Below are 19338 nucleotides of genomic sequence, written 5' to 3'. Positions count from 1 at the left end.
CTATTCAGGCAGCTTCGCGACCCGCTTCGCCAGCGCGCGTGCCGCTGCCGGAGCGCGCTCCTTGGCGCCGTTGATCATCATCGCGAACACGTCGCCCGGTCGGCCGGCGCTGTCGGACGGGTCGCCGGCGTACGGCAGCTCCCCTGGTGCTTCGCCCCGCGCCCACGCATGGCATTGGCGGGCAAGCCGATCGAGCTGAGCCGGCGGGTAGCCGGTCCGGCGCCCGCTCGTCAGATTTTGCAGCCGCAGGTATGCGAAATTCGCGGTCCGGTCCGCTACGGGCGTCCGTCCGGCCGCCTCCGAATAGACCACCGCAACCCCCGCTTTTCGCGCCAGCGCGACGAATTCGGCGCAGGCGAAGCTCTCGTGCCCCACTTCGATCGCATGGCGTAGCGGCACGCCCTGGTGCGCCGCTGGCAGCAGCGCCAGGAACGCGGCCATATCGTCGGGATCGAACCGTTTGGTCACGGCGAGCTGCCACACGATCGGGCCGAGCATGTCGCCAAGCTCAATGAAGCCCTGCCCCACGAATCGCTCCAGCGCCTCGCCCGCGGAGGCGAGAACCTTGCGGTTGGTGACGAAGCGCGATCCCTTGAGGCTGTAGATGAACCCCGGCGGCGCCAGGTCGCGCCAGGCCGCGAAGGTCTGCGGCGTCTGCAGGCGGTAGAACGTCGCGTTGATCTCGATCGCCGAGACCGCGCGGGTCGCGAACGCCTGCTCGTCGCGCTGCCGCAAGCCGGCGGGATAGAACACGCCCCCGCGCCACGCGGGATACGTCCAGCCGCCGATCCCGGTGCGTATCATGCGACCGATCCTAGCCTGTTTGCCGCTCAGTGGAACAAGCCTGCGGCCCAACATTTGATAAGCGAACCTGGAGACCATGCATGACCAAGACCCTGTCCCACATCGCCGAAGACATGAAGCAGATCGATTTCTGCACCCTTGCCACCCATGCGCCCAACGGCACCATTGGCGCGCGGCCCATGAGCAACAACAGCGAAGTCGATTTCGACGGAGACTCGTGGTTCTTCACTTACCAGGACCGGCAGATGGTGTCCGATATCGAACGCGATCCGAACGTCGCGATGACCTATCTCGGCAGCGCCGGGCTGAAAGGCATCCTCGGCGCGCCGGGGCAGTTCATTCATGTCGAGGGCAAGGCCCGGATCGTGCGCGACAAGGCGCGGTTCAAGGAGCACTGGCAGACCTCGCTCGACCGGTGGTTCCCGCAAGGCACCGACACCCCGGGCCTCGTGATGCTGGAAGTGCGCGCCAGCCGCGTCCACTACTGGGATGGCGAGGATGAAGGTGAGATCGTGCTGGAGGATAAGGGCGTCTGGACCGAGGGCCCCTGACCCGCGCCGCTCGACACGGGGGCATCGCGCGCACAGCAATTCGCTGGCTGCTCGCGGTGCTCTATGGCGTCGCGGGATACCTGCACCTCGCGGCGCCAGGTCCGTTTCTGAAGATCATGCCCGGCTGGGTGCCTGTCCCCGCGTGGGTGGTGGCGGTTACCGGAGTGGCGGAACTGCTCGGGGCTGCCGCTTTGCTGCAACCATGGTCACGCCCGCTGCGGCAGGTGGGAGGCTGGGGCCTGGCGCTCTATGCGTTGTGCGTGTGGCCGGCGAACTTCCAGCACATGGCGCTTGATCTGGCGCGGCCCGATCAGGGCCTGGGGCTGGCGTATCACGTGCCGCGCCTGTTGGCGCAGCCGCTGATCATCTGGCTTGCGCTGTGGGCGAGCGAAGCGACCGATTGGCCGTTCGCCCGCCGTAAACGCTAAGCGTTCAGCTCATGTGCTTGGAAACGGCACCGGTCATCTTGAACATCGAGATCTGGTCCTTGCCGGTCACCTTGCCGAGCGACTCGTCGGGATTGATCATCCGCTTGTCCTTGCTGTCCTGCAGGCCGTTCTTCTTGATGTAGTCCCACACCTTCGAAGTGACCTGGGCGCGCGTCATCGGGCCCTTGCCGCAAACCGCTTCGAGATCGGGCGTAAGGGTGACGGGCTTCTGGAGCGCGTTGTTCTTGCCAGCCATGTTGTGATCCTTTCCTGCTTGGCTATCCGTAATAAGCTAGTCGAACAGGGTTTCGCCGGTCCACTCCCGCCCGCAAGGCGCGGGCAAGGCGTGTGAGACGCCCTCTTCCACCGATGATGCTAGGCGCAACAATGCGGCACGGCGAGGGCCAGTTGCCTGCCGAACGCAGTTTTCGACAGGCGCGAGGCGCTTTTTCCCGCATTTTCGCTTGGGAAAGTGCATCCGCGGGTTCAGACTGCCCGCCACGGCCGCCCCCACCGCCCGCCGGCGCGGGTGCGGCCCCACGGGATGGCCGCGCGCACGACGGCTGATCGGCGCGCCTGGGATGGGGATTATCGGGATGAGCATGGGTCGCACTTCGCTCTCGTTGACGCTCGCGCTGGCGCTGGTCGCCTGTGGCGGTGGCGGCGGAGGGGGCGGCAACCCCGGCCCGATCGGCGGCGGCGGCACGCCGACACCCACGCCGACAACCGCGGCGTGTTCGGTCTCCACGCAGCAGAATTTCGCCAAGTCGGTGATCGACGAATGGTATCTGTTCCCCAGTCTGATCGACAGCTCGGTCAACAAGGCCAACTATTCGACCGTACAGGGATACATCGACGCGCTCGTCGCACCCGCGCGGGCGCAATCGCGCGACCGGGGGTTCACCTACATCACATCGATCGCTGAAGAGACGGCGTTCTACAATTCGGGCTCGAGCGCGGGCTTCGGCATCCGGCTGGCATACGACACCGCGCAGAGCCGGGTGTTCGTGGTGGAAAGCTATGAAGGCGCCCCCGCCCTCAATGCCGGGATCGATCGCGGGGCGGAGATCGTCGCCATCGGTTCAACGGCTAGTTCGCTGCAATCGGTCGCGTCGCTGATGGCGAGCGGCGGTCCGCAGGCGGTGGTGAACGCGCTCGGACCGTCGGACCCCGGCGTCGTGCGGGTCCTGCGCGTCAACCGCAACGGCACGTTGAGCGACCTTACCCTGACCAAGGCCGATTTCACGATCGATCCGGTGTCCAACCGCTACGGCGCCAAGATCCTGAACGATGGCGGCAAGCAGGTGGGCTACATCAACCTGCGCAACTTCATCGGCGGACCGGCCGAGACAGACTTGCGCGCCGCCTTCGCCACTTTCCGCGCGCAGGGCGTGACCGAGGTGATCGTTGACCTGCGCTATAACGGCGGCGGCCTGGTATCGACGGCGGAGCTGTTCGGCGACCTCCTCGCCGCCAATCGCGTCGGCCAGGTGTTCAGCCGCACCACTTTCCGCGACAGCAAGGCGAACAACAATTCCGCGCGCAACTTCGCCGCGCAGCCGCAAGCCATCGCCGCCACCAAGATCGCCTTCATCGGCTATTCGGGCACCGCGTCGGCCAGTGAGCTGCTGGCCAACGCCTTCATCCCGTACCTGGGCACCAACGTGGCGCTGATCGGCGCCAACACGTTCGGGAAGCCGGTGGGACAGATCGCGCTCGACAAGGCCGAATGCGACGCCCGGATGCGCGTGCTCGCCTTTCGCACCGAGAACGCCTCGGGCCAGGGGGATTACTACACCGGGCTCGCCAGCGTTTTTCCCAAGACCTGCGCCGCGCCCGACGATATCAACAACCCGCTGGGCGACCCGAACGAAGCCGCGATCAAGACCGCGCTCGATTTCCTTGCCGGACGGGCCTGCACCCCGATCGGCGGCGCGTCGGGTCAGGGCCCGCTGTCGGTGGCGCCCAAGCGCGAACCGCTCCGCCCGCAAGAGCCCAACGCGGTGCAGCGCGAGGCGCCGGGCTCGTTCTAGCGGCTAGGTCGGCTCGTTCGCGCGCTGCAGCGAGCTGACCAGCAGCTGTTCTGCCCGATCGCGCGCCGCGGTTTCCGGTAGTCCGAGTGACCGCGCCAGCGGCCGCCCCATCAGCGCATCGCCAAGCGCCAGCAGCACCAGCGTCAGGGTGTCCTCGTGCAGGCGGCGCGGGCTGTCGCCGTGCGCTGCTTCCTGCGGAGCGATGTCATCGACCAACTGGTGGATGGTCTCAATAATGGGATCGAGCGCATCCTCGTTGCCGCTCGCCAGCATCCAGCTAGCGAGCGCGCCCGCCCCTTCGCGGTCGAACGCATCGAACGTCAGGTCGACCACTTCGCGCGGGCTGCCCAGCCCCGCCCGGCTGGCGCGCACCGCTTCCTTGATCGTTTCGCACACGGTTTCGGCCAGATGCTGCGCCAGCGCTTTCTGCAAACCGGACGCCGAGCCAAAGTGATGCAGCAGGTTGGCATGGGTGCGCCCGATGCGCGCCGCCACCGCCTTCAAGGTGACGGACTGCGGGCCGGTCTCGATCAGCAGCACCCGCGCGGCGACCAGGGCTGCGGTGCGGGATTCCTCGGGACTCAGACGTTTGCGGGTGGCCATAGGCCGGGGGGCGTAGTGCGCGGCGCCAGCCGGTTCAACCGTTCCTTATTGACACTGGTGTCAGTAAGGATTATTCCGGCGTCATCATTCAATGGAGCTGCGCCCCGTGAACGCCCCCACGACATTCGATCACCCCGCCGCCAACGCCACCCCGGCGGACCTCGACATCGTCATCCGCGACCGCCGCTTCCTGCGGGGAGCTGAGCCGAAGCGCTGGTGGCTGAATGGCGATCCGGTCGCCACCGCATGGTTCAACGCGCTGTCCGCGACCTTCCCGCGCGGGGAAGCGTTCTTCATCGAATCGGTCAAGGCCTTCCGCGAGGGCGCCTCACCGAAACTGACCGCCGAGATCCGCGCGTTCGTGCGGCAGGAGATCAACCACACGCGCGAACACATCGTGCTGAACAAGCTGGCCGAGGCGAGCGGTTACGATGTCAGCTTCATCGACCAGCGCGTCGAGCACCTGCTGCAACTGCTTAACAACCGGCCGATGTACCTCAATCTAGCCGCCACCATGGCGCTGGAGCATTTCACCGCGATGCTGGGCCACGAACTGCTCGCGAACCCTGAACACCTCGCCGGCGCAGAGGGCGATCTCGGTGACATCTGGCGCTGGCACTCGGTGGAGGAGATCGAGCACAAGGGCGTCGCTTACGACACCTGGCTGCACGCCACCAAGGACTGGAGCCGATGGAAGCGGTGGAAGGTGAAGAGCCTGATGATGGTGATCGTGTCCAAGCGCTTCATCTTCAACCGGGTGCAGGACACCGCCGATCTGCTGGCGCAGGATGGCCTGACCGGCTGGAAATGGCGCGCGAAGATCTGGGCCTACCTGCTGGTGCGCCCCGGTTTCCTGCGCCGGATCGCGCCGCAGTGGCTGGCGTTCTTCATGCCCGGTTTCCACCCGTGGAACCACGACGACCGGGCGCTGATCGCCAAGCACGAGGGTGATTTCACCGACGCGCTGCTGCCAGCCTAATTCAATAATCGAGACACACGAACGCCGCCCCGGTGAGACCGGGGCGGCGCTTTTCGTTCAAGCTGCCCGCATGTGCGGGACGGCCTCAGCCTCCAGGTTGAGGATATATTCATGCGCCGGTACTTCGCACCCGCGTGCACAACTCATCCGGGGACGGGTCAGGCCCGTGGGGACGAAGCCTAGCTTGCGCAACACGCGCCCCGATGCTGGATTGTCCACGAAGTGACCCGCGTGGACGCGCTGGTGCCCGAGCAGACGCGCAATCTCGATCACGCCCGCCGCGGCTTCGGTGGCAAAGCCACGGCCCCAGAACGGCCGCGCGAGCCAATAGCCGAGTTCCGCCTCGCCATGATGGTCCCCCAGGCCAGCTGAGCCGACGACCTGTCCGCTGTCAGCATGCACGACCAGAAAGTGAGGGCGGCACGGATTTTGCGGCATGGCGGCGAACGTGCGCGCTTCTTCCGGGCCATACGGCCACGGCGCGCGCGCCAGATTGCGCACGATCCCTTCCTCGGCGATCCCGCCGAGCACTGCTTCCCAGTCCTCGGGCCATGCCGGCCGCAGGAACAGCCTTGCCGTACGATGGAACACGTCGCTTCTCCTCCTCGCCCCGCGCCTGCCCGCTAGGAGCGGCGCGTGACATTCTCATGGCGGCGCTTCTGCGATGGCGCCGGTTGCACGAGGGAGATACGACAAGAGGGAGATGGGCTCCCTGAATCAGGAAAGCCCTATCTCCCTCTGGATGCCGGATTTTGACGCCCGGCGGGGGCTGTCCTGATGGACGGCCCCGTTATCGAACCGTCCGTTATTCCGCGGCCTGGGCCATCATGTCGATCGACACGTACTTGCGGCCAAGTTTGCCCGAGTGGAATCGCACGCGGCCCTCGGTCAGGGCGAACAGCGTGTGATCCTTGCCCATGCCCACGCCGGTGCCCGGGTAGAACTTGGTGCCGCGCTGGCGCACGATGATGTTGCCCGGAATCACTTCCTGGCTGCCGAACTTCTTGACGCCGAGGCGCCGGCCCGCGGAGTCGCGGCCGTTGCGGGACGAACCGCCTGCTTTTTTATGTGCCATGGTCTCGTCCTACTCTTATTCGCTGTCGGCAGCGCCGTCGGTGGCGCTGTCGTCCTGGGGAGCGGCGGCCTTCTTGGCCGGCTTCTTCTTGGCGGGCGCATCGACCATGCCCTCGCCGGCGGTCCCGGTATCCTTGGCCGGAGCGGCAGCCTTCGCCTTCTTCGGCTTGGCGGCAGCGGTCTCGGCTGCGGGAGCCGTATCGACCGAACCCGTATCGCCCGAAGTGGCGGCGGCCGGGGTGGTGTCGAGCGGAGCCGCATCGGCAACCGGAGCGGTCGCGACCGGAGCAGCCTCGGCCTTCGGCGCGGACTTCTCGTACTTGTCGTCGCCGACCTGGACGATCCGCAGCAGGGTCATCTGCTGGCGGTGCCCGGCCTTGCGGCGGTAGTTGTGCCGGCGGCGCTTCTTGAAGACGATGACCTTTTCGCTCTTCGCCTGGGCGATGATCTCGGCCGACACGACGACCTTGGCGGCATCGGCCAGGCTGTCGCCTTCGCCGGCCATCAGGACGTCGCCCAGCGTGATGGTCTCACCGGCGTCACCCGCCAGCTTCTCGACCGCGATCTTGTCTCCGGCGGCAACCCGGTATTGCTTGCCGCCCGTGCGCACTACTGCGAACATGGTAAGGTTCACTTCCGACTATGTGTGTGGCCGCCCTTGGCAAGGCGACGAGACCGGGGAACCCGATGAAGGGCCCCGGAAAGATGAGCGCCGCTAAAGGAAAGGCTCCAACAAGTCAACGCTCGGATAGGCCAAATTGCGCTGGACCGGCTTCCCAGCATCGCCGGCCGTGCTAAGGACACCCGGTGACCGGCGCCAGACCTTTTGCAGCCCTGCTGCTCTCCGCATTGCTCGCCGCCTGTGCCAGCTCGGGAGATTACCCCTCGCTCGCTCAGCGGCCGGCAGAACGGGCGCAGGGCAGTTTCGCGACCGACCCGGCGCAGGTCGCGCCCCTGCCGCCGCCTGCCCCCAGCGCCGACCTCGTCGCCCGCCTCGCCGCGCTGCGCCGCGATGCCGCCGGACATCACGCCCAGTTCATGGCCGCCCTTCCCGCAGCCCAGCGCGCCGCCGCCGCGGCCGGGGCGACCGGCAGCGACAGTTGGGCGAGCGCGCAGGTCGCGTTGGCCGATCTCGATTCGCAGCGCAGCCTGACCGCGGTTCCGTTGGCCGATCTCGATGCGTTGTGGGTCGATTCGACCATCGAAGCCGGGCCGCGCGAGGCGATCGGGGCCGTGCGGGACGAGGTTGAAGCTCTTGTGCGGTCAGAAGACGAGGCGTTGGGGCGCCTCCGGGCGCGGGTCGGCTAGCTCCACCGCGCCAAGTCGGCATGATCCTCGGGCCGCGGCTCGATCCAGTGCCACTGCCCATCGCGCTGCTCGCGCTTCCAGAACCAGGCCGCCGCCTTCAGGTGGTCCATCGTGAAATCGACCGCCTCGATCGCGGCTCGCCGATGCCGCGCCGCTGCCGCCACCAGCACGATCGGCTCGCCCGGCAAGAGCAGCCCCACCCGGTGCCACACCAGCAGCGCATCGAGCGGCCAGCGGGCCAGCGCCTCGCCGGCAAGCCGTTCCATCCCCGGTAAGGTGAGCGGAGCGTAGTGGCTCAGTTCCAGCGCGGTCACCCCGCCGCCGGTCCGGACCTGCCCGACGAAGCTCGCGATTCCGCCGCTCGACTGATGGACCTCGCCAAGCGCGGCCAGCGCCGGCCCTGGCGATAGTCTGTCCTCCAGCAACCGCACATCGGCCGGACCCCGCAGGTCCATCACCCTCAGCCTCCGCTGACCGGCGGCAGCAGCGCGACCTCGTCACCCTCGTGGGCAAGGATCGTCGCCTTGTCCGCCACCACCGTGCCCGAAAGTGCTACGTTCACCCGCTCATCCCGGATCGCCGCCGCCAGCGCCGCGGGTACGTTGGCGAGCAGCGTTTCCCATGACAGCGGGGCTTCCAGGATCAGTTCGTCGGTCCCCGCCAAATCTTGCAGCCGTCCCAGCAACAGCACCCGGACCCCCATGAGCCGTCAGCCGCCCGTGACCGACATGTGCCGCGCAGGGCCGCTCTCGAACCCTTGAGAAATCGCGAAGCGATGGCGTTCAGGCTTGATCCGCATGGCAGTCTCCAGAGCCGATGCCAGCGCCTGGTCTCCCCCTCCAGAGCGCAGCGCCGCGCGCAGATCGACCGCTTCGGTGCCGCCGAGACATGGGTGCAACTGGCCCGTGGCGGTCACGCGCAGCCGGTTGCAGCCAGCGCAGAAGTTGTCGCTGAGCGGTGTGATGAACCCGATCCGCCCCCCGGTCTCCGCAATATGCCAGTAGCGCGCCGGCCCGCCGGTGCGGTGAGTCGACGGCGTGAGGGTCCACCGCGTCTCGAGTTCCCGGCGCACCTCGGTCAGCGGCACGAACTGGTCTGCCCGGCCGGCTGCCACCTCGCCCATCGGCATCACCTCGATCAGGGTCACCGAATGACCGTGGCCATGCGCCCATTCAATGAGTTCGCGCCGGCCCTCGCTGCTCTCGTCGCGCAAGGCGACGACGTTGAGCTTCACCTCCAGGCCCGCGTCCCGCGCCGCTGCAATCCCGTCGAGTACCGCGCCGAGCCGATCGGCGCCGGTCAATTCAGTGAAGCGAACGCGGTCGAGCGTGTCGAGCGATACGTTGACCCGGCGCACACCCGCCGACGCCAGCGCATCCGCCTTATCGGCGAGGTGCGTTCCGTTGGTGGTCAGCGTCAGCTCGTCCAGCTGCTGTCCTACGTGGCGACCAAGCGCCGTCACGAGATCCATGACATCGCGCCGGACCAGCGGCTCGCCGCCGGTCAGCCGGATCGCGCGCACGCCGCGGTCGATGAACGCCAGCGCCAGCCGGTGAAGCTCGTCCAGCGTCAGCAAATCCTTGCGGGGCAGGAACACCATCTCGCGCGGCATGCAATATGCGCAGCGCAGGTCGCAGCGATCGGTGACCGACAGCCGCAGGTAAGTTATGCGCCGCTGAAAGCGGTCGATCAGCGTCGGCTCAGCCGGTGGCAACGCCCGCGCCTCCGCCGGTCGTGGGTAGATATTGCCCGGTTACACCCGGGGCCCGGGCCAGGTATTCCACGGTGGCCGCGATCGCCCCTTCGTCGTCACCTGCCACGATATTCACCCGCTGCGGGGCTGCTGCCCGTGCAATGTCCCGCGCCGCGGCGCGGCGCCAATCCGTGTGATCGTAAGCTGCACCCGATAACACGATCGTCAGCACATCGCTGTCCGGCGAAAGCTGTTTCAGCGCGCGCGGTAACCACTGGTCGTAGAAAGCAGCAGCTGCATCGAGTGCTTCGTCCGGCAACCCGCCGACCCGCAGCACGGCCCCGTTCACCCGCGCCGCTCGCGGGTCAGGGTGATGCCGATCCGCTCACCCGCCTCAGCGATCGCCAGCTTGACGATCTTCACCGTGACCGCTTCCACCCGCCGATCCGACACGAATAGCGTATCGCAAATGTGGTCCGCCACCGATTCGATCAGCTTGAAGTGCAACTGCGATCCCAGCGCCTCGGTCGCGGCGAACTTGAGATCCATGTAGTTCTTGCTCGCCGCAAGCGGGGTATCCGGCTCGTAGCGCGCTTCCGGTTTCAACCGGGCGGACACCGAAATGCGCAGCGGTTGCGGCTTGCCGGTCTCTTCGGAATAGATGCCGGTGAGCACATCCACTTCCAGATCAGCGACTTCCAGGATCAGCGAATCGGCCATGGTCGCCGCCTTAGCCCGGATTGGACCAGCGCGCGAAGATGGCGGTGGGCAGCAGGCGGGCGCCCTCGCCCTCCTCGCTGACGGCCAGGTCACCATGCTCGATCGTCCCCGGCAGGTCGGCGAACAGCTCGGCCAGCAGACCGGCGAGCGCGAGACTGCTCATGCGGACGGCGTACACCGTCAGGAACAGGAACCGGCTGTCGCTATCCAGCAAGCGGCGGCAGTCTGACACGAGCGGGGCGAGGTGCTCCTCGATCCGCCAGGTCTCGCCATTTGGGCCCCGGCCGAACTTCGGGGGGTCGAGGATGATGCCGTCGTAGCGCTTGCCCCGGCGCACCTCGCGCGCGGCGAACTTGGCCGCATCGTCGATCAGCCAGCGGATCGGCCGTTCTTCCATGCCCGACAGTTCGGCATTTGCGCGCGCCTGCGCGACGGATTTTTTGCTGGCGTCGACATGCGCCACGGGCCCGCAGGCGGACAGAGCCAGACTGCCGACGCCGGTGTACCCGAACAGGTTCAAGGTCTGGGCCTGCTCCATGCCCCGGAGCTGCTGTCGCATCCACGTCCAGACCGGCGCCATGTCGGGGAAGAAGCCAAGATGGCGAAACGGAGTGCACTGGGCGGTGAAGCGAACATCGTCCCATTCAAGCTGCCATCCATCTGAAGGGACAGCATTCGCGAATTGCCAGCGTCCTCCGCCATCCTCATCGGAACCGGGAACGAATTCGCCGTCGGCCGGCCAATGGTCCAGGCGCGGCGTCCACATCGCCTGCGGTTCGGGCCGGATGAAGCGATAGCGGCCATAGCGTTCGAACTTGCGGCCATGCCCGCTGTCGAGCAGCGCGTAGTCGGCCCAACCTTCTCCGGTCAGGATCACCGGTTGCTGCACCAAAGTGGCCATCAGGAGGCAGGCTTCGCACGCTCGGAGATATAGGCGCTAACGGCGCGGTAATCGCCCGGCAGCTCGTCAAAGCGCTCCGCCCGCGCGAACAGATCACCGATCCGCGCGGGCAGATGCGGCCGCTGCCCGGTGGCCCGCTCCACCGCATCCGGGAATTTCGCCGGATGAGCGGTGGCGAGCGTCACCACCGGCACCTGCGGCTCCAAATCGGCAGCGCGCGCGGCGTGCAGGCCGATGGCGGTGTGCGGGTCGATCAGCTGACCTGCCGCTTCCCGCGCCCAGCGCATCGCGCCGTTCATGTCGCCCAGCTCGGCGCGAGCGCTGGTCAACAGCCCGGCGACCCCCTGCCGCTGGGAGTTGGTCAGCTGCATGGCCTTGCTCGCTTCGAAGCCGCGCATCTGCTCCGCCAGGGCAGCCCCGTCGCGGCCGCCCGCATCGAACAGCAGGCGTTCGAAGTTAGAACTGACCTGGATGTCCATGCTAGGCGCGGCGGTGGCGGTGACGCTGCCGACAGAATAGTCGCCGTCTGCCAGTGCGCGGTGGAGGATGTCGTTGACGTTGGTCGCGACGATCAGCCGCTCGATCGGCAGCCCCATCTGCGCGGCGACATAACCGGCGAACACGTCGCCGAAATTACCCGTCGGCACGCTGAAGGCGACTCGGCGGTCGGGCGCGCCCAGTTGCAGGGCGGCGGCAAAGTAGTACACCACCTGCGCCATCAGCCGCGCCCAGTTGATCGAGTTGACCGCGCCCAGGTGCAGACGCGCGGTCAGTTCGGGATCGGCGAACATGCGCTTCACCATGGCCTGTGCATCGTCGAACGAACCGTCGATCGCGACGTTATGCACGTTGGGCGCGAGGACGCTGGTCATCTGGCGCCGCTGGACGTCGCTCACCTTGCCGTTCGGGTGTAGCATGAAGATCTCCACCCGCTCGCGGCCGGCGACCGCGTCGATCGCGGCGCTGCCGGTGTCCCCGCTGGTCGCGCCGACGATCGTCAGATTGCGGCCCGTCCGGCCGAGGAACTCCTCGAACAGCAATCCCAGCAGTTGGAGTGCCACGTCCTTGAACGCCAGGGTCGGCCCGTGGAACAGCTCGAGCAGCCAGTGCGTCTCGTCCAGTTGCACCAGCGGCGTGACCGCGGCGTGCGAGAACCGGCCGTACGCGGCGCCGGTCAGTTCCCGCAGCCGTTCGGGCGAGAGGCTGTCGCCGACGAACGGCTGCATCACCCGCGCGGCGAGTTCGGCGTAAGGCAGGCCCCGCAACCCCGCGATCTCGCCAGCGGTGAAGCGCGGCCATTCGCGCGGCAGATACAAACCCCCGTCGCTCGCGAGGCCAGCCAGGGTCGCGCCTTCGAAATCGAGCGCCGGCGCGCTTCCGCGAGTGGAGATGTAATCCATCGGATTCAGCGATTAGCGGCGGGCCCGGGCGCCGGCAAGCAAGGCACACTTGGCACCGGCGGGCGGTTTTCTTGTTCGCCCAGCCGGTGCGGCGCTACGCCGCTTCACGCCACTTCTTTCGGAGCGCCAGAACATAGATCACCAGTGCGGTCGCGGCGAACAGGAACCATTGCACCGCATAGGACAAGTGGTTGTTCGGCACATCGCGCGGGTCGGGCGCAGCGAGCTGCGCGAGACCGGCCTGCGGAGGCGAGGCCACGAGCCGCACGCCGTTCTTGCCGGAAGGTCCGACGAAACCGGCCACGGCGCCCCCCTGCCATTGCACCGCTGCCGGATCGCTCGACCAGCCGAGCGCCACCACCGCGGGGCTGCCGTCGGCCAGGGTGCACTGCGCGATGTGCGCCCATCCTGTCTGGCCGGACTGGGAGTGTCCGGCGCGGGCGTCGATGCTGCGAACCTGGGCACAGGTCAGTTCCGACCGGCGATAAAGCGCCGCCTCCCGCTCCTGCGCGGTGCGCGGCCACTGCGTTTCGGACGCCATCGTCAGCGACCGTTGATAACGTGCCAGCTGCGCCTGCTTCTCATCCGCCCGGCCGATCTGCCACATGCCGAGCACGATCATCGCCGCGATCGCAAGCGCCACGATTACTGTCGCCACGACAGGTATCCGCCGGCTCACTTCCTCAGCCGGCCTTCGCCGGAACGGTTGCGGTATTCACTCGCCATCAGCGCTGCTTTCGAAAATCTGAGGCCAAGCACCACCAGCGCCAGCGTGACCGGGATCCAGATCAACGCCTGCAGCCAGAACGGCGGTTCCGCTGCGAGCTGCAGCCAGATCGCCAGACCCGTGACGAGTGCCCCGATGATCAGGATCAGGAACGCCGCCGGTCCGTCACCCACGTCGAAGCGGGAAAAATCCAGCCCGCAGGAGCGGCACGCCGGAGCGAAGCGGGCGACCCCGGCAAACAGCGTCCTGGCTCCGCACCGGGGACACAGACCCGAAAGGGCAGCCGCGGCGATGCCGGGCTGCCCTTGTCGATCGGCTGGCCCCTGCTGGTGGTCGGGGCGGTCCGAATTCATCAGTGAATCGGCGCGCCCCAGCCGCCCCACACGTAGACCGCGATGAACAGGAACAGCCACACCACGTCGACGAAGTGCCAGTACCACGCGGCGGCTTCGAAACCGAAGTGCTGCTGCGGAGTGAAGTGACCCTTGTAGGTCCGGACCAGGCAGACGATCAGGAAGATCGTGCCGACCAGCACGTGGAACCCGTGGAAGCCGGTCGCCATGTAGAACGCCGAGCTGTAGGTGTTGTTGCCGAATTCGAACGGCGCATGGGCGTACTCGTACGCCTGGATGCAGCTGAACAGGATGCCGAGCAGGACCGTCAGCCACAGCCCTTTCTTGAGGCCGTCGCGGTCGCCGTGGATCAGCGAATGGTGCGCCCAGGTGACCGTGGTGCCCGAGCACAGCAGGATCAGCGTGTTGAGCAGCGGCAGGTCGAACGGGTCCATGACCGCCTCGATCGCCTTGGGCGGAAACTGGCCGCCTACCACTTCGGACAACTCGCTCGGGAACAGCGAGAAGTCGAAGAACGCCCAGAACCATCCGACGAAGAACATCACTTCCGAAGCGATGAACAGGATCATGCCGTACCGCAGATGCAACTGCACCACCGGGGTGTGATCGCCCGCCTGCGCTTCGTTGACGATGTTGGCGAACCAGCTGAAGAAGGTCGCAATCAGGCCGGCAACGCCGAGGCCCAGGACGATCGGCCACCCGCTCATCGTGTCGCGGTGCATGAACAGCACCAGGCCGCTGGTGAAGGTGACGGCGGAGATCGAGCCGATCAGCGGCCAGATGTCCGGCGGCAGGATGTGGTACTGGTGGTTCTTGGCGCCTGCCATGTGAAGTCTCGTCCCTGATCGAGCGGTTTGGCTTGCCCTTAATGCGCGCAAACGGCGCTAACAAGAGCGCTATTGCGGCTGATCCGCCTGGCGGTGGAAAGTGTAGCTCAAGGTGATCTGTTCAACCGGCGCCGCGTCTTCGTCCTGCCGGATTGCCGGATCGACGAAGAACAGCACCGGCATCACCACTTCCTGGCCCGGCTGCAGCGTCTGCTCGGTGAAGCAGAAGCACTGGACCTTGTTGAAGTAGCCACCTGTCTGGTCGGGCGAGACGTTGAAGCTCGCCTGGCCGGAGATGGGCCGGTCGGAATTGTTCTTGGCGTAATAGAACGCCATCTGCCGCTGACCCAGCTTGACCGTCTGGGTCACCTGCTCGGGACGGAACGTCCACGGCAAGTCGGCATCGATATTGGCGTCGAAGCGGACCGAGATGGACGCTCCAGCTTTCGCTCCGGCACGCTCGGCGGCGATCGCCTGGCCCTCGGTAGCGCGCATCGTGGTGCCGCCAAAGCCCGTGACCTGGCAGAACAGGCGGTACAGCGGCACCGCGGCGAAGCCCAGGCCCAGCATCGCGAGTGCCAGCAGCGCGGCGGTGATGCCCGTGCGGGCGTTGCTGCGCCGAACCTGCGGAATGCTCGCCATCGGTCAGCCGATCCGCACCAGCGTGATGGAGTAAAACAGGATCACGAAGAACACGAGCACCAGCCCGAGCGCGATGTTGCGCCCCTTGCGGCGGCGCTTGAATTCGATTTCTTCTTCCGGGGTCATGCGAGCCAGCCCTGCCCGTAAACCACCCGGTCGGCAACCAGTGCGGCGAACAGCGCGAACAGATAGAGCACCGAATAACCGAACAGCCGCTTTTCCGGCTTCATCGTGTCGCCCGGCTCCGCCCGGCGCAGCGCCACGGGTGCAGCGAGGATCAGGAAAACCAGTGACAGCGCGATGGCGACGACGCCATAGATCGCCCCGGTCCCGCCGATGAACCACGGCGCCGCGGCCAGCGGCAGCAGCAGCACGGAATAGACCATGATCTGGCGGCGGGTGCTAGCCTCCCCCTTCACTACAGGCATCATGGGAATGCCGACCTTGGCGTAATCGCTCTGCACGAACAGCGCGAGCGCCCAGAAGTGCGGCGGCGTCCACATGAAGATGATCGCGAACAGCAGCACCGGCATCAACGTGATGTCGCCGGTCACCGCGACCCAGCCGATCATCGGCGGAAACGCCCCCGCCCCGCCGCCGATGACGATGTTCTGCGGTGTGCGAGGCTTCAGCCAGATCGTGTAGATAACCGCATAATACACGATCGATACCGCGAGGATGATCGCCGCCAGCCAATTGACCGCGATGCCCATCACCGCGACGGAGGCCACCGACAGCGCGATGCCGAAATCGCGTGCGTCGGTCGGGCGCAGGCGACCGGCGGGGATCGGCCGCTTGGCGGTGCGCTTCATGCCCGCGTCGAGATCCGCCTCCCACCACTGATTGAGCGTCGCCGCACCGCCCGCGCCCATCGCGATGCACAGGACCGCGGTGAAGCCGATCACCGGGTGGATGTCGCCCGGCGCCGCCAGCAGGCCGCACAAGCCGGTGAAGATCACCAGGCTCATCACGCGCGGCTTGGTGAGCGACAGGAAGTCGCGCCAGTCGGTCGGCAGGTACAGGGCGGTGGATTCGGTCATCGGCAGACGAGCGGGTCTATAGGGGTCCTGCCGCGCTGAGGGAAGGCGCAATGGGTGCGAGGCGCAGGCATCCGGGATGTGTCACACGTGTCACACTGTTCTGGGGAGAAAAAATCCGCCGCCCCCATTTCCGGAAGCTCGCGGCCTGCAGCGAAGTGGATGGACGCTATCATGCCCAGACTATGGCGCAGATGACCGCCTGTAGGAAAACGCTGGCAAGCGCCGGCACGCAAGATACCCGGTCACTCGACTTTCGACCCCTATTGCAGACGAGCTTTGCGTCCCTAAGGTTCTCCCATGGCTTTCTGGCAAAAACACTGGACTACGGCCGCACCGATTGTCGCATGGCTGACTTATCTCGCCAGCTTCAGCGGGGTGGTACCCACGCTCGTGCTGGCAGCGACGTTGATCGCCAGCGTGCTCGCCGCCGTGCACCATGCGGAACTCGTCGCGCACCGGGTTGGCGAGCCGTTCGGCACCTTCCTGCTGGCGGTGGCCGTCACGGTGATCGAACTGGGCCTGATCGTCACGTTGATGTCCGCTGGCGGGGAGAGCGCCACCACCCTTGCCCGGGACACGGTGTTTGCCGCCGTGATGATTATCCTCAACGGCCTTGTCGGCGTCTGCATCCTGATCGGCGCGCTCCGGCACAAGGAGCAGGTTTTCCAGCAGGTCGGCGTCAGCGCTTCGCTCGCGACGATTTGCGCGCTCACTGTGCTCACGCTGGTCCTGCCGAACTTCACGCTGAGCGAAGCGGGTCCGGTCTACTCGACGTCGCAGCTCGCGTTCGTCGCCGTCGTCTCCTTCCTGCTCTACGCGACGTTTGTCGGCGTTCAGACTGTGCGGCACCGGGACTATTTCCTGCCGGACAAGGCGGTGGTGGCAGATCAGGAGATTCACGCCGCGCCGCCGTCCAACGCGCGCACGGCCGCGTCGGGGATCCTGCTGGTCCTGTGTCTCGGCGCGGTGGTCCTGCTGGCAAAGACGCTTGCCCCGGCGATCGAGGGCGCGGTGTCCGCGGCAGGCGCGCCGCGGGCGATCGTGGGCGTCATCATCGCCGCGCTGGTCTTGTTGCCGGAGGGCGTGGCAGCCTTGCGTGCGGCCCTGGCAAACCGTTTGCAGACGAGCCTCAATCTGGGCCTCGGTTCAGCGCTGGCGACGATCGGGCTCACCATTCCCGCGGTCGCCGCATTGTCGCTGGTGATGGGGCTGCCGATCGCGCTCGGCCTCGACACCAAGAGTGTCGTGTTGCTGTTGTTGACGTTGATCGTGTCCACGCTCACGCTCGGGACCGGGCGCACGACGGTGCTGCAAGGCGCGGTGCACCTGGTGATCTTCGCTGTCTATCTGTTCACGACAATCGTTCCCTGAGCAGCGGGCAGGCGCCCCGGCCGAAACCGGGGCGCCCTTGAGTCAGCCGCTGTCAGGCGGTCGCGTAGAAGGCGAAATACACGATGACGGCTGCTGCGATGGCGATGGCTATGGCAGCGACCGCGTAGTCCTTCGCCCGGAAGCCATCGATGTGTTCAGCGCGAAACGCCGCATAGCGTGCATGGATGCTCTCCTTGCTCGCCAGGCTGGCGACGTCGAACGCGCTTGCTTCCCTGGTGAACCACCGCTTCAGATCCTCGACCTCCGCTTCGGTGGTGTCGGGATAGCGCGCGATAAGGCTTTCGACATAGTCGAAGCGATCGGTGCCTGGCAGGGCACCGGTTGATGGTGTTTGCATGTCAATTCCTGGATCTTGGACGTGTGTGATGCTCCCGAAAGAGCGGACGATCAGGATTGAACAGGAGGCGCGCGGGGTGATGCTACGTGAAGGCGTGGCGGGGGTGCCGGAGGGCCGGTTTGCCGCGGCGGCAGCGGCGCTTTGGCCGCCACCGGGCTGTCGTACCCCACTGCGGCAAAGCGAGCGGGCGCCACCGCCAACAAAGGAACGGGCGCGGGGCTCGTTACCTCGGCGCTATCGCGGCGGACTGGCAGAGCGACGTCGTAAGTGGCGGCGCTGAACGCCGAACCATGACCCCTCTGGATCGGCAGATCGCCTGCGGGCGCGGTCTGGAACAGGACCACACCAAGCATAAGCGCCAGAAACACGCGGAACTGGCGCTGGAGGAGGGAACTTGCCGTCACGAGCTTTGCTATACCATACGTTCGGCTTAACGACACCTTAGGCCTCAAATGGCGGATCAGGCGCGCTGCGATGGGCGCCGGTCCCTAAGGGCCGTTCGGTTACAACCGCCCCAGCCAGTCCAGCAGCAGTCGGTTGACCTCTGCCGGTCGCTCCTGCTGGGTCCAGTGGCCGACGCCGGGTAGCACGTGACCCTCGACCCGGGGGGCGAACATCCGCATCAGTGCCACCGGATCGGCGACCGCGCCGAACAGCGTGGTGGCGGGATCGCGGTCGCCGCCGATGAACAGGCACGGCTGCTCGATCCGCTTGCCGGCCCAGCCTTGCAGCCATTCGTAATCCCGCTCGTGATTGCGATAGCGGTTGAGCGGCCCGCGAAAGCCGCTTTGGCTAAATTCGCGGCCGTAGAACTGGATATCCTCGGTGGTCAGCCAGGCAACCGGCTGCGGATCGGGCAAGCCGTCGAGAAATTTCGCGCCGAGCGGCTTGTCGTAGTAGTCACCGGGGGGAACGTCGCCGCTGATCGAATACATCATCCGCTGGACGAAATGCTCGGGATCGGCCTCCGCCTCGGTCTCGGCTATGCCGGGCTCCTGGAAGTACTCCTGGTAGAAGAACTTGCCCTTGGACGTGAAGTGTTCGCGGAACACCTCCGTGAACGGGCGGTTGGGCACCCCGGCGAACGGCACCGACAGGCCAGCCACCGCGGAGACCCGATCGGGGTAAGTGAGCGCGGTGTTCCAGACGATCGGCGCGCCCCAGTCGTGACCCACCAGGATCACCTGCTCGCCCGGCCGGAGCGCTTCGGCGAGGCCCATCAGGTCGGCCGCGATAACTTCTAAGGTGTAATCCTCGACCAGCGGCGGCTTGTCAGATCCGCCATAGCCGCGGACGTCGATCGCGCAGGCGGTGAAGCCGGCCTGAGCGACAGGACCAAGCTGGTGGCGCCAGGAATACCAGCTTTCCGGAAAGCCGTGGACGAAGATCACCAGCGGACCGGAGGCTGATCCCCCCTCCTCGATGGCACACCGCAGGGTCGCGTGGCCGGTATCGATCTGGCGCATCTCGGGCATTCGGTTCCTCCTTCAACGCAAACGGCCGGCCCTCGAAGTGAGGACCGGCCG

The 19338-nt window shown here is 66.6% G+C and carries 27 protein-coding genes; 6 read left to right on the top strand and 21 right to left on the bottom strand.

The annotated features are described in order from the left end of the window. Entirely contained in the window at positions 1–753 is a 753-nt protein-coding gene (locus E0504_RS15405) for a DUF72 domain-containing protein (RefSeq protein WP_207974417.1), read from the bottom strand. A gap of 131 nt (positions 754–884) precedes the next feature. Between E0504_RS15405 and E0504_RS15400 the strand changes: the two genes are divergently transcribed. Then, positions 885–1355, top strand: coding sequence for a pyridoxamine 5'-phosphate oxidase family protein (locus E0504_RS15400; protein WP_131624937.1), 471 nt, complete (start codon positions 885–887; stop codon positions 1353–1355). A gap of 56 nt (positions 1356–1411) precedes the next feature. Further along, complete coding sequence (locus E0504_RS15395; protein ID WP_207974416.1) at positions 1412–1783, top strand: DoxX family protein; 372 nt, start codon at positions 1412–1414, stop codon at positions 1781–1783. A gap of 4 nt (positions 1784–1787) precedes the next feature. On the opposite strand, the gene E0504_RS15390 is transcribed toward E0504_RS15395, so the two are convergent. Beyond that, positions 1788–2039 (bottom strand): SWIB/MDM2 domain-containing protein, encoded by a 252-nt coding sequence (locus E0504_RS15390; protein ID WP_131624935.1) that lies wholly within the window; start codon positions 2037–2039, stop codon positions 1788–1790. A 340-nt stretch (positions 2040–2379) separates the two neighbouring features. Between E0504_RS15390 and E0504_RS15385 the strand changes: the two genes are divergently transcribed. After that, the gene (locus E0504_RS15385; protein WP_131624934.1) at positions 2380–3816 is read left to right on the top strand and encodes a S41 family peptidase; all 1437 of its coding nucleotides are present in this window, start codon (positions 2380–2382) and stop codon (positions 3814–3816) included. A gap of 3 nt (positions 3817–3819) precedes the next feature. On the opposite strand, the gene E0504_RS15380 is transcribed toward E0504_RS15385, so the two are convergent. Continuing rightward, entirely contained in the window at positions 3820–4419 is a 600-nt protein-coding gene (locus E0504_RS15380) for a TetR/AcrR family transcriptional regulator (protein WP_131624933.1), read from the bottom strand. 106 nt (positions 4420–4525) lie between these two features. Between E0504_RS15380 and E0504_RS15375 the strand changes: the two genes are divergently transcribed. After that, a complete protein-coding gene (locus E0504_RS15375) occupies positions 4526–5398 on the top strand; it encodes a metal-dependent hydrolase (protein WP_207974415.1) in 873 nt (290 codons plus the stop codon). Between the two features lie 57 nt (positions 5399–5455). On the opposite strand, the gene E0504_RS15370 is transcribed toward E0504_RS15375, so the two are convergent. The 3 genes from E0504_RS15370 to rplU form a co-directional block, all read right to left on the bottom strand. Beyond that, positions 5456–5989, bottom strand: a complete 534-nt coding sequence (locus tag E0504_RS15370; protein WP_131624931.1) for a GNAT family N-acetyltransferase — start codon at positions 5987–5989, stop codon at positions 5456–5458. A 214-nt stretch (positions 5990–6203) separates the two neighbouring features. Further along, positions 6204–6473 carry a 50S ribosomal protein L27 gene (gene rpmA / locus E0504_RS15365; RefSeq protein WP_131624930.1) on the bottom strand — a complete coding sequence of 90 codons (270 nt, stop codon included), beginning with the start codon at positions 6471–6473 and terminating at the stop codon, positions 6204–6206. 15 nt (positions 6474–6488) lie between these two features. After that, positions 6489–7094 (bottom strand): 50S ribosomal protein L21, encoded by a 606-nt coding sequence (gene rplU / locus E0504_RS15360; protein WP_131624929.1) that lies wholly within the window; start codon positions 7092–7094, stop codon positions 6489–6491. A gap of 185 nt (positions 7095–7279) precedes the next feature. On the opposite strand from rplU, the gene E0504_RS15355 reads away from it, so the two are divergent. Beyond that, a complete protein-coding gene (locus E0504_RS15355; RefSeq protein WP_131624928.1) occupies positions 7280–7780 on the top strand; it encodes a hypothetical protein in 501 nt (166 codons plus the stop codon). On the opposite strand, the gene E0504_RS15350 is transcribed toward E0504_RS15355, so the two are convergent. The 13 genes from E0504_RS15350 to E0504_RS15295 form a co-directional block, all read right to left on the bottom strand. Further along, positions 7777–8235: a molybdenum cofactor biosynthesis protein MoaE gene (locus E0504_RS15350; RefSeq protein ID WP_131625018.1), complete on the bottom strand. Its 459-nt coding sequence runs from the start codon at positions 8233–8235 to the stop codon at positions 7777–7779. The genes E0504_RS15355 and E0504_RS15350 overlap by 4 nt on opposite strands. A gap of 5 nt (positions 8236–8240) precedes the next feature. Further along, the gene (locus E0504_RS15345) at positions 8241–8471 is read right to left on the bottom strand and encodes a MoaD/ThiS family protein (protein ID WP_207974412.1); all 231 of its coding nucleotides are present in this window, start codon (positions 8469–8471) and stop codon (positions 8241–8243) included. Between the two features lie 18 nt (positions 8472–8489). Then, positions 8490–9494 (bottom strand): GTP 3',8-cyclase MoaA, encoded by a 1005-nt coding sequence (moaA, locus tag E0504_RS15340; protein WP_131624926.1) that lies wholly within the window; start codon positions 9492–9494, stop codon positions 8490–8492. Continuing rightward, positions 9481–9822, bottom strand: coding sequence for a Rossmann fold domain-containing protein (locus tag E0504_RS15335; protein WP_131624925.1), 342 nt, complete (start codon positions 9820–9822; stop codon positions 9481–9483). Before E0504_RS15335 ends, moaA begins: the two co-directional genes overlap by 14 nt. Then, the gene (locus E0504_RS15330) at positions 9819–10193 is read right to left on the bottom strand and encodes a dihydroneopterin aldolase (protein ID WP_131624924.1); all 375 of its coding nucleotides are present in this window, start codon (positions 10191–10193) and stop codon (positions 9819–9821) included. The genes E0504_RS15335 and E0504_RS15330 overlap by 4 nt, the downstream gene beginning before the upstream one ends. Positions 10194–10203: 10 nt before the next feature. Next, the gene (locus E0504_RS15325) at positions 10204–11094 is read right to left on the bottom strand and encodes a class I SAM-dependent methyltransferase (RefSeq protein ID WP_131624923.1); all 891 of its coding nucleotides are present in this window, start codon (positions 11092–11094) and stop codon (positions 10204–10206) included. Then, positions 11094–12494 carry a threonine synthase gene (gene thrC, locus E0504_RS15320; RefSeq protein ID WP_131624922.1) on the bottom strand — a complete coding sequence of 467 codons (1401 nt, stop codon included), beginning with the start codon at positions 12492–12494 and terminating at the stop codon, positions 11094–11096. Before thrC ends, E0504_RS15325 begins: the two co-directional genes overlap by 1 nt. 94 nt (positions 12495–12588) lie before the next feature. Beyond that, complete coding sequence (locus tag E0504_RS15315; RefSeq protein ID WP_207974411.1) at positions 12589–13152, bottom strand: SURF1 family protein; 564 nt, start codon at positions 13150–13152, stop codon at positions 12589–12591. Positions 13153–13169: 17 nt separating this feature from the next. Then, positions 13170–13574 (bottom strand): DUF983 domain-containing protein, encoded by a 405-nt coding sequence (locus E0504_RS15310; protein WP_131625016.1) that lies wholly within the window; start codon positions 13572–13574, stop codon positions 13170–13172. Further along, positions 13574–14401 carry a cytochrome c oxidase subunit 3 gene (locus tag E0504_RS15305; RefSeq protein WP_131624921.1) on the bottom strand — a complete coding sequence of 276 codons (828 nt, stop codon included), beginning with the start codon at positions 14399–14401 and terminating at the stop codon, positions 13574–13576. The genes E0504_RS15310 and E0504_RS15305 overlap by 1 nt, the downstream gene beginning before the upstream one ends. Before the next feature lie 69 nt (positions 14402–14470). Beyond that, complete coding sequence (locus E0504_RS15300; protein ID WP_131624920.1) at positions 14471–15043, bottom strand: cytochrome c oxidase assembly protein; 573 nt, start codon at positions 15041–15043, stop codon at positions 14471–14473. A 3-nt stretch (positions 15044–15046) separates the two neighbouring features. Next, complete coding sequence (locus E0504_RS53455; protein WP_282595921.1) at positions 15047–15169, bottom strand: hypothetical protein; 123 nt, start codon at positions 15167–15169, stop codon at positions 15047–15049. Beyond that, positions 15166–16083: a heme o synthase gene (locus E0504_RS15295; RefSeq protein ID WP_131624919.1), complete on the bottom strand. Its 918-nt coding sequence runs from the start codon at positions 16081–16083 to the stop codon at positions 15166–15168. The genes E0504_RS53455 and E0504_RS15295 overlap by 4 nt, the downstream gene beginning before the upstream one ends. 297 nt (positions 16084–16380) lie before the next feature. On the opposite strand from E0504_RS15295, the gene E0504_RS15290 reads away from it, so the two are divergent. Next, positions 16381–17454 (top strand): calcium:proton antiporter, encoded by a 1074-nt coding sequence (locus E0504_RS15290; RefSeq protein WP_131624918.1) that lies wholly within the window; start codon positions 16381–16383, stop codon positions 17452–17454. Positions 17455–17506: 52 nt separating this feature from the next. On the opposite strand, the gene E0504_RS15285 is transcribed toward E0504_RS15290, so the two are convergent. Beyond that, on the bottom strand, positions 17507–17812 hold the full coding sequence (locus E0504_RS15285; protein ID WP_131624917.1) for a hypothetical protein: 306 nt from the start codon (positions 17810–17812) through the stop codon (positions 17507–17509). Between the two features lie 503 nt (positions 17813–18315). Then, positions 18316–19287 (bottom strand): alpha/beta fold hydrolase, encoded by a 972-nt coding sequence (locus E0504_RS15280; RefSeq protein ID WP_165938520.1) that lies wholly within the window; start codon positions 19285–19287, stop codon positions 18316–18318. Positions 19288–19338 lie beyond the last annotated feature (51 nt).

This window comes from Parafrankia sp. BMG5.11, from assembly GCF_004337455.1.
This window is presented reverse-complemented; position numbering and strand designations above follow the sequence as displayed.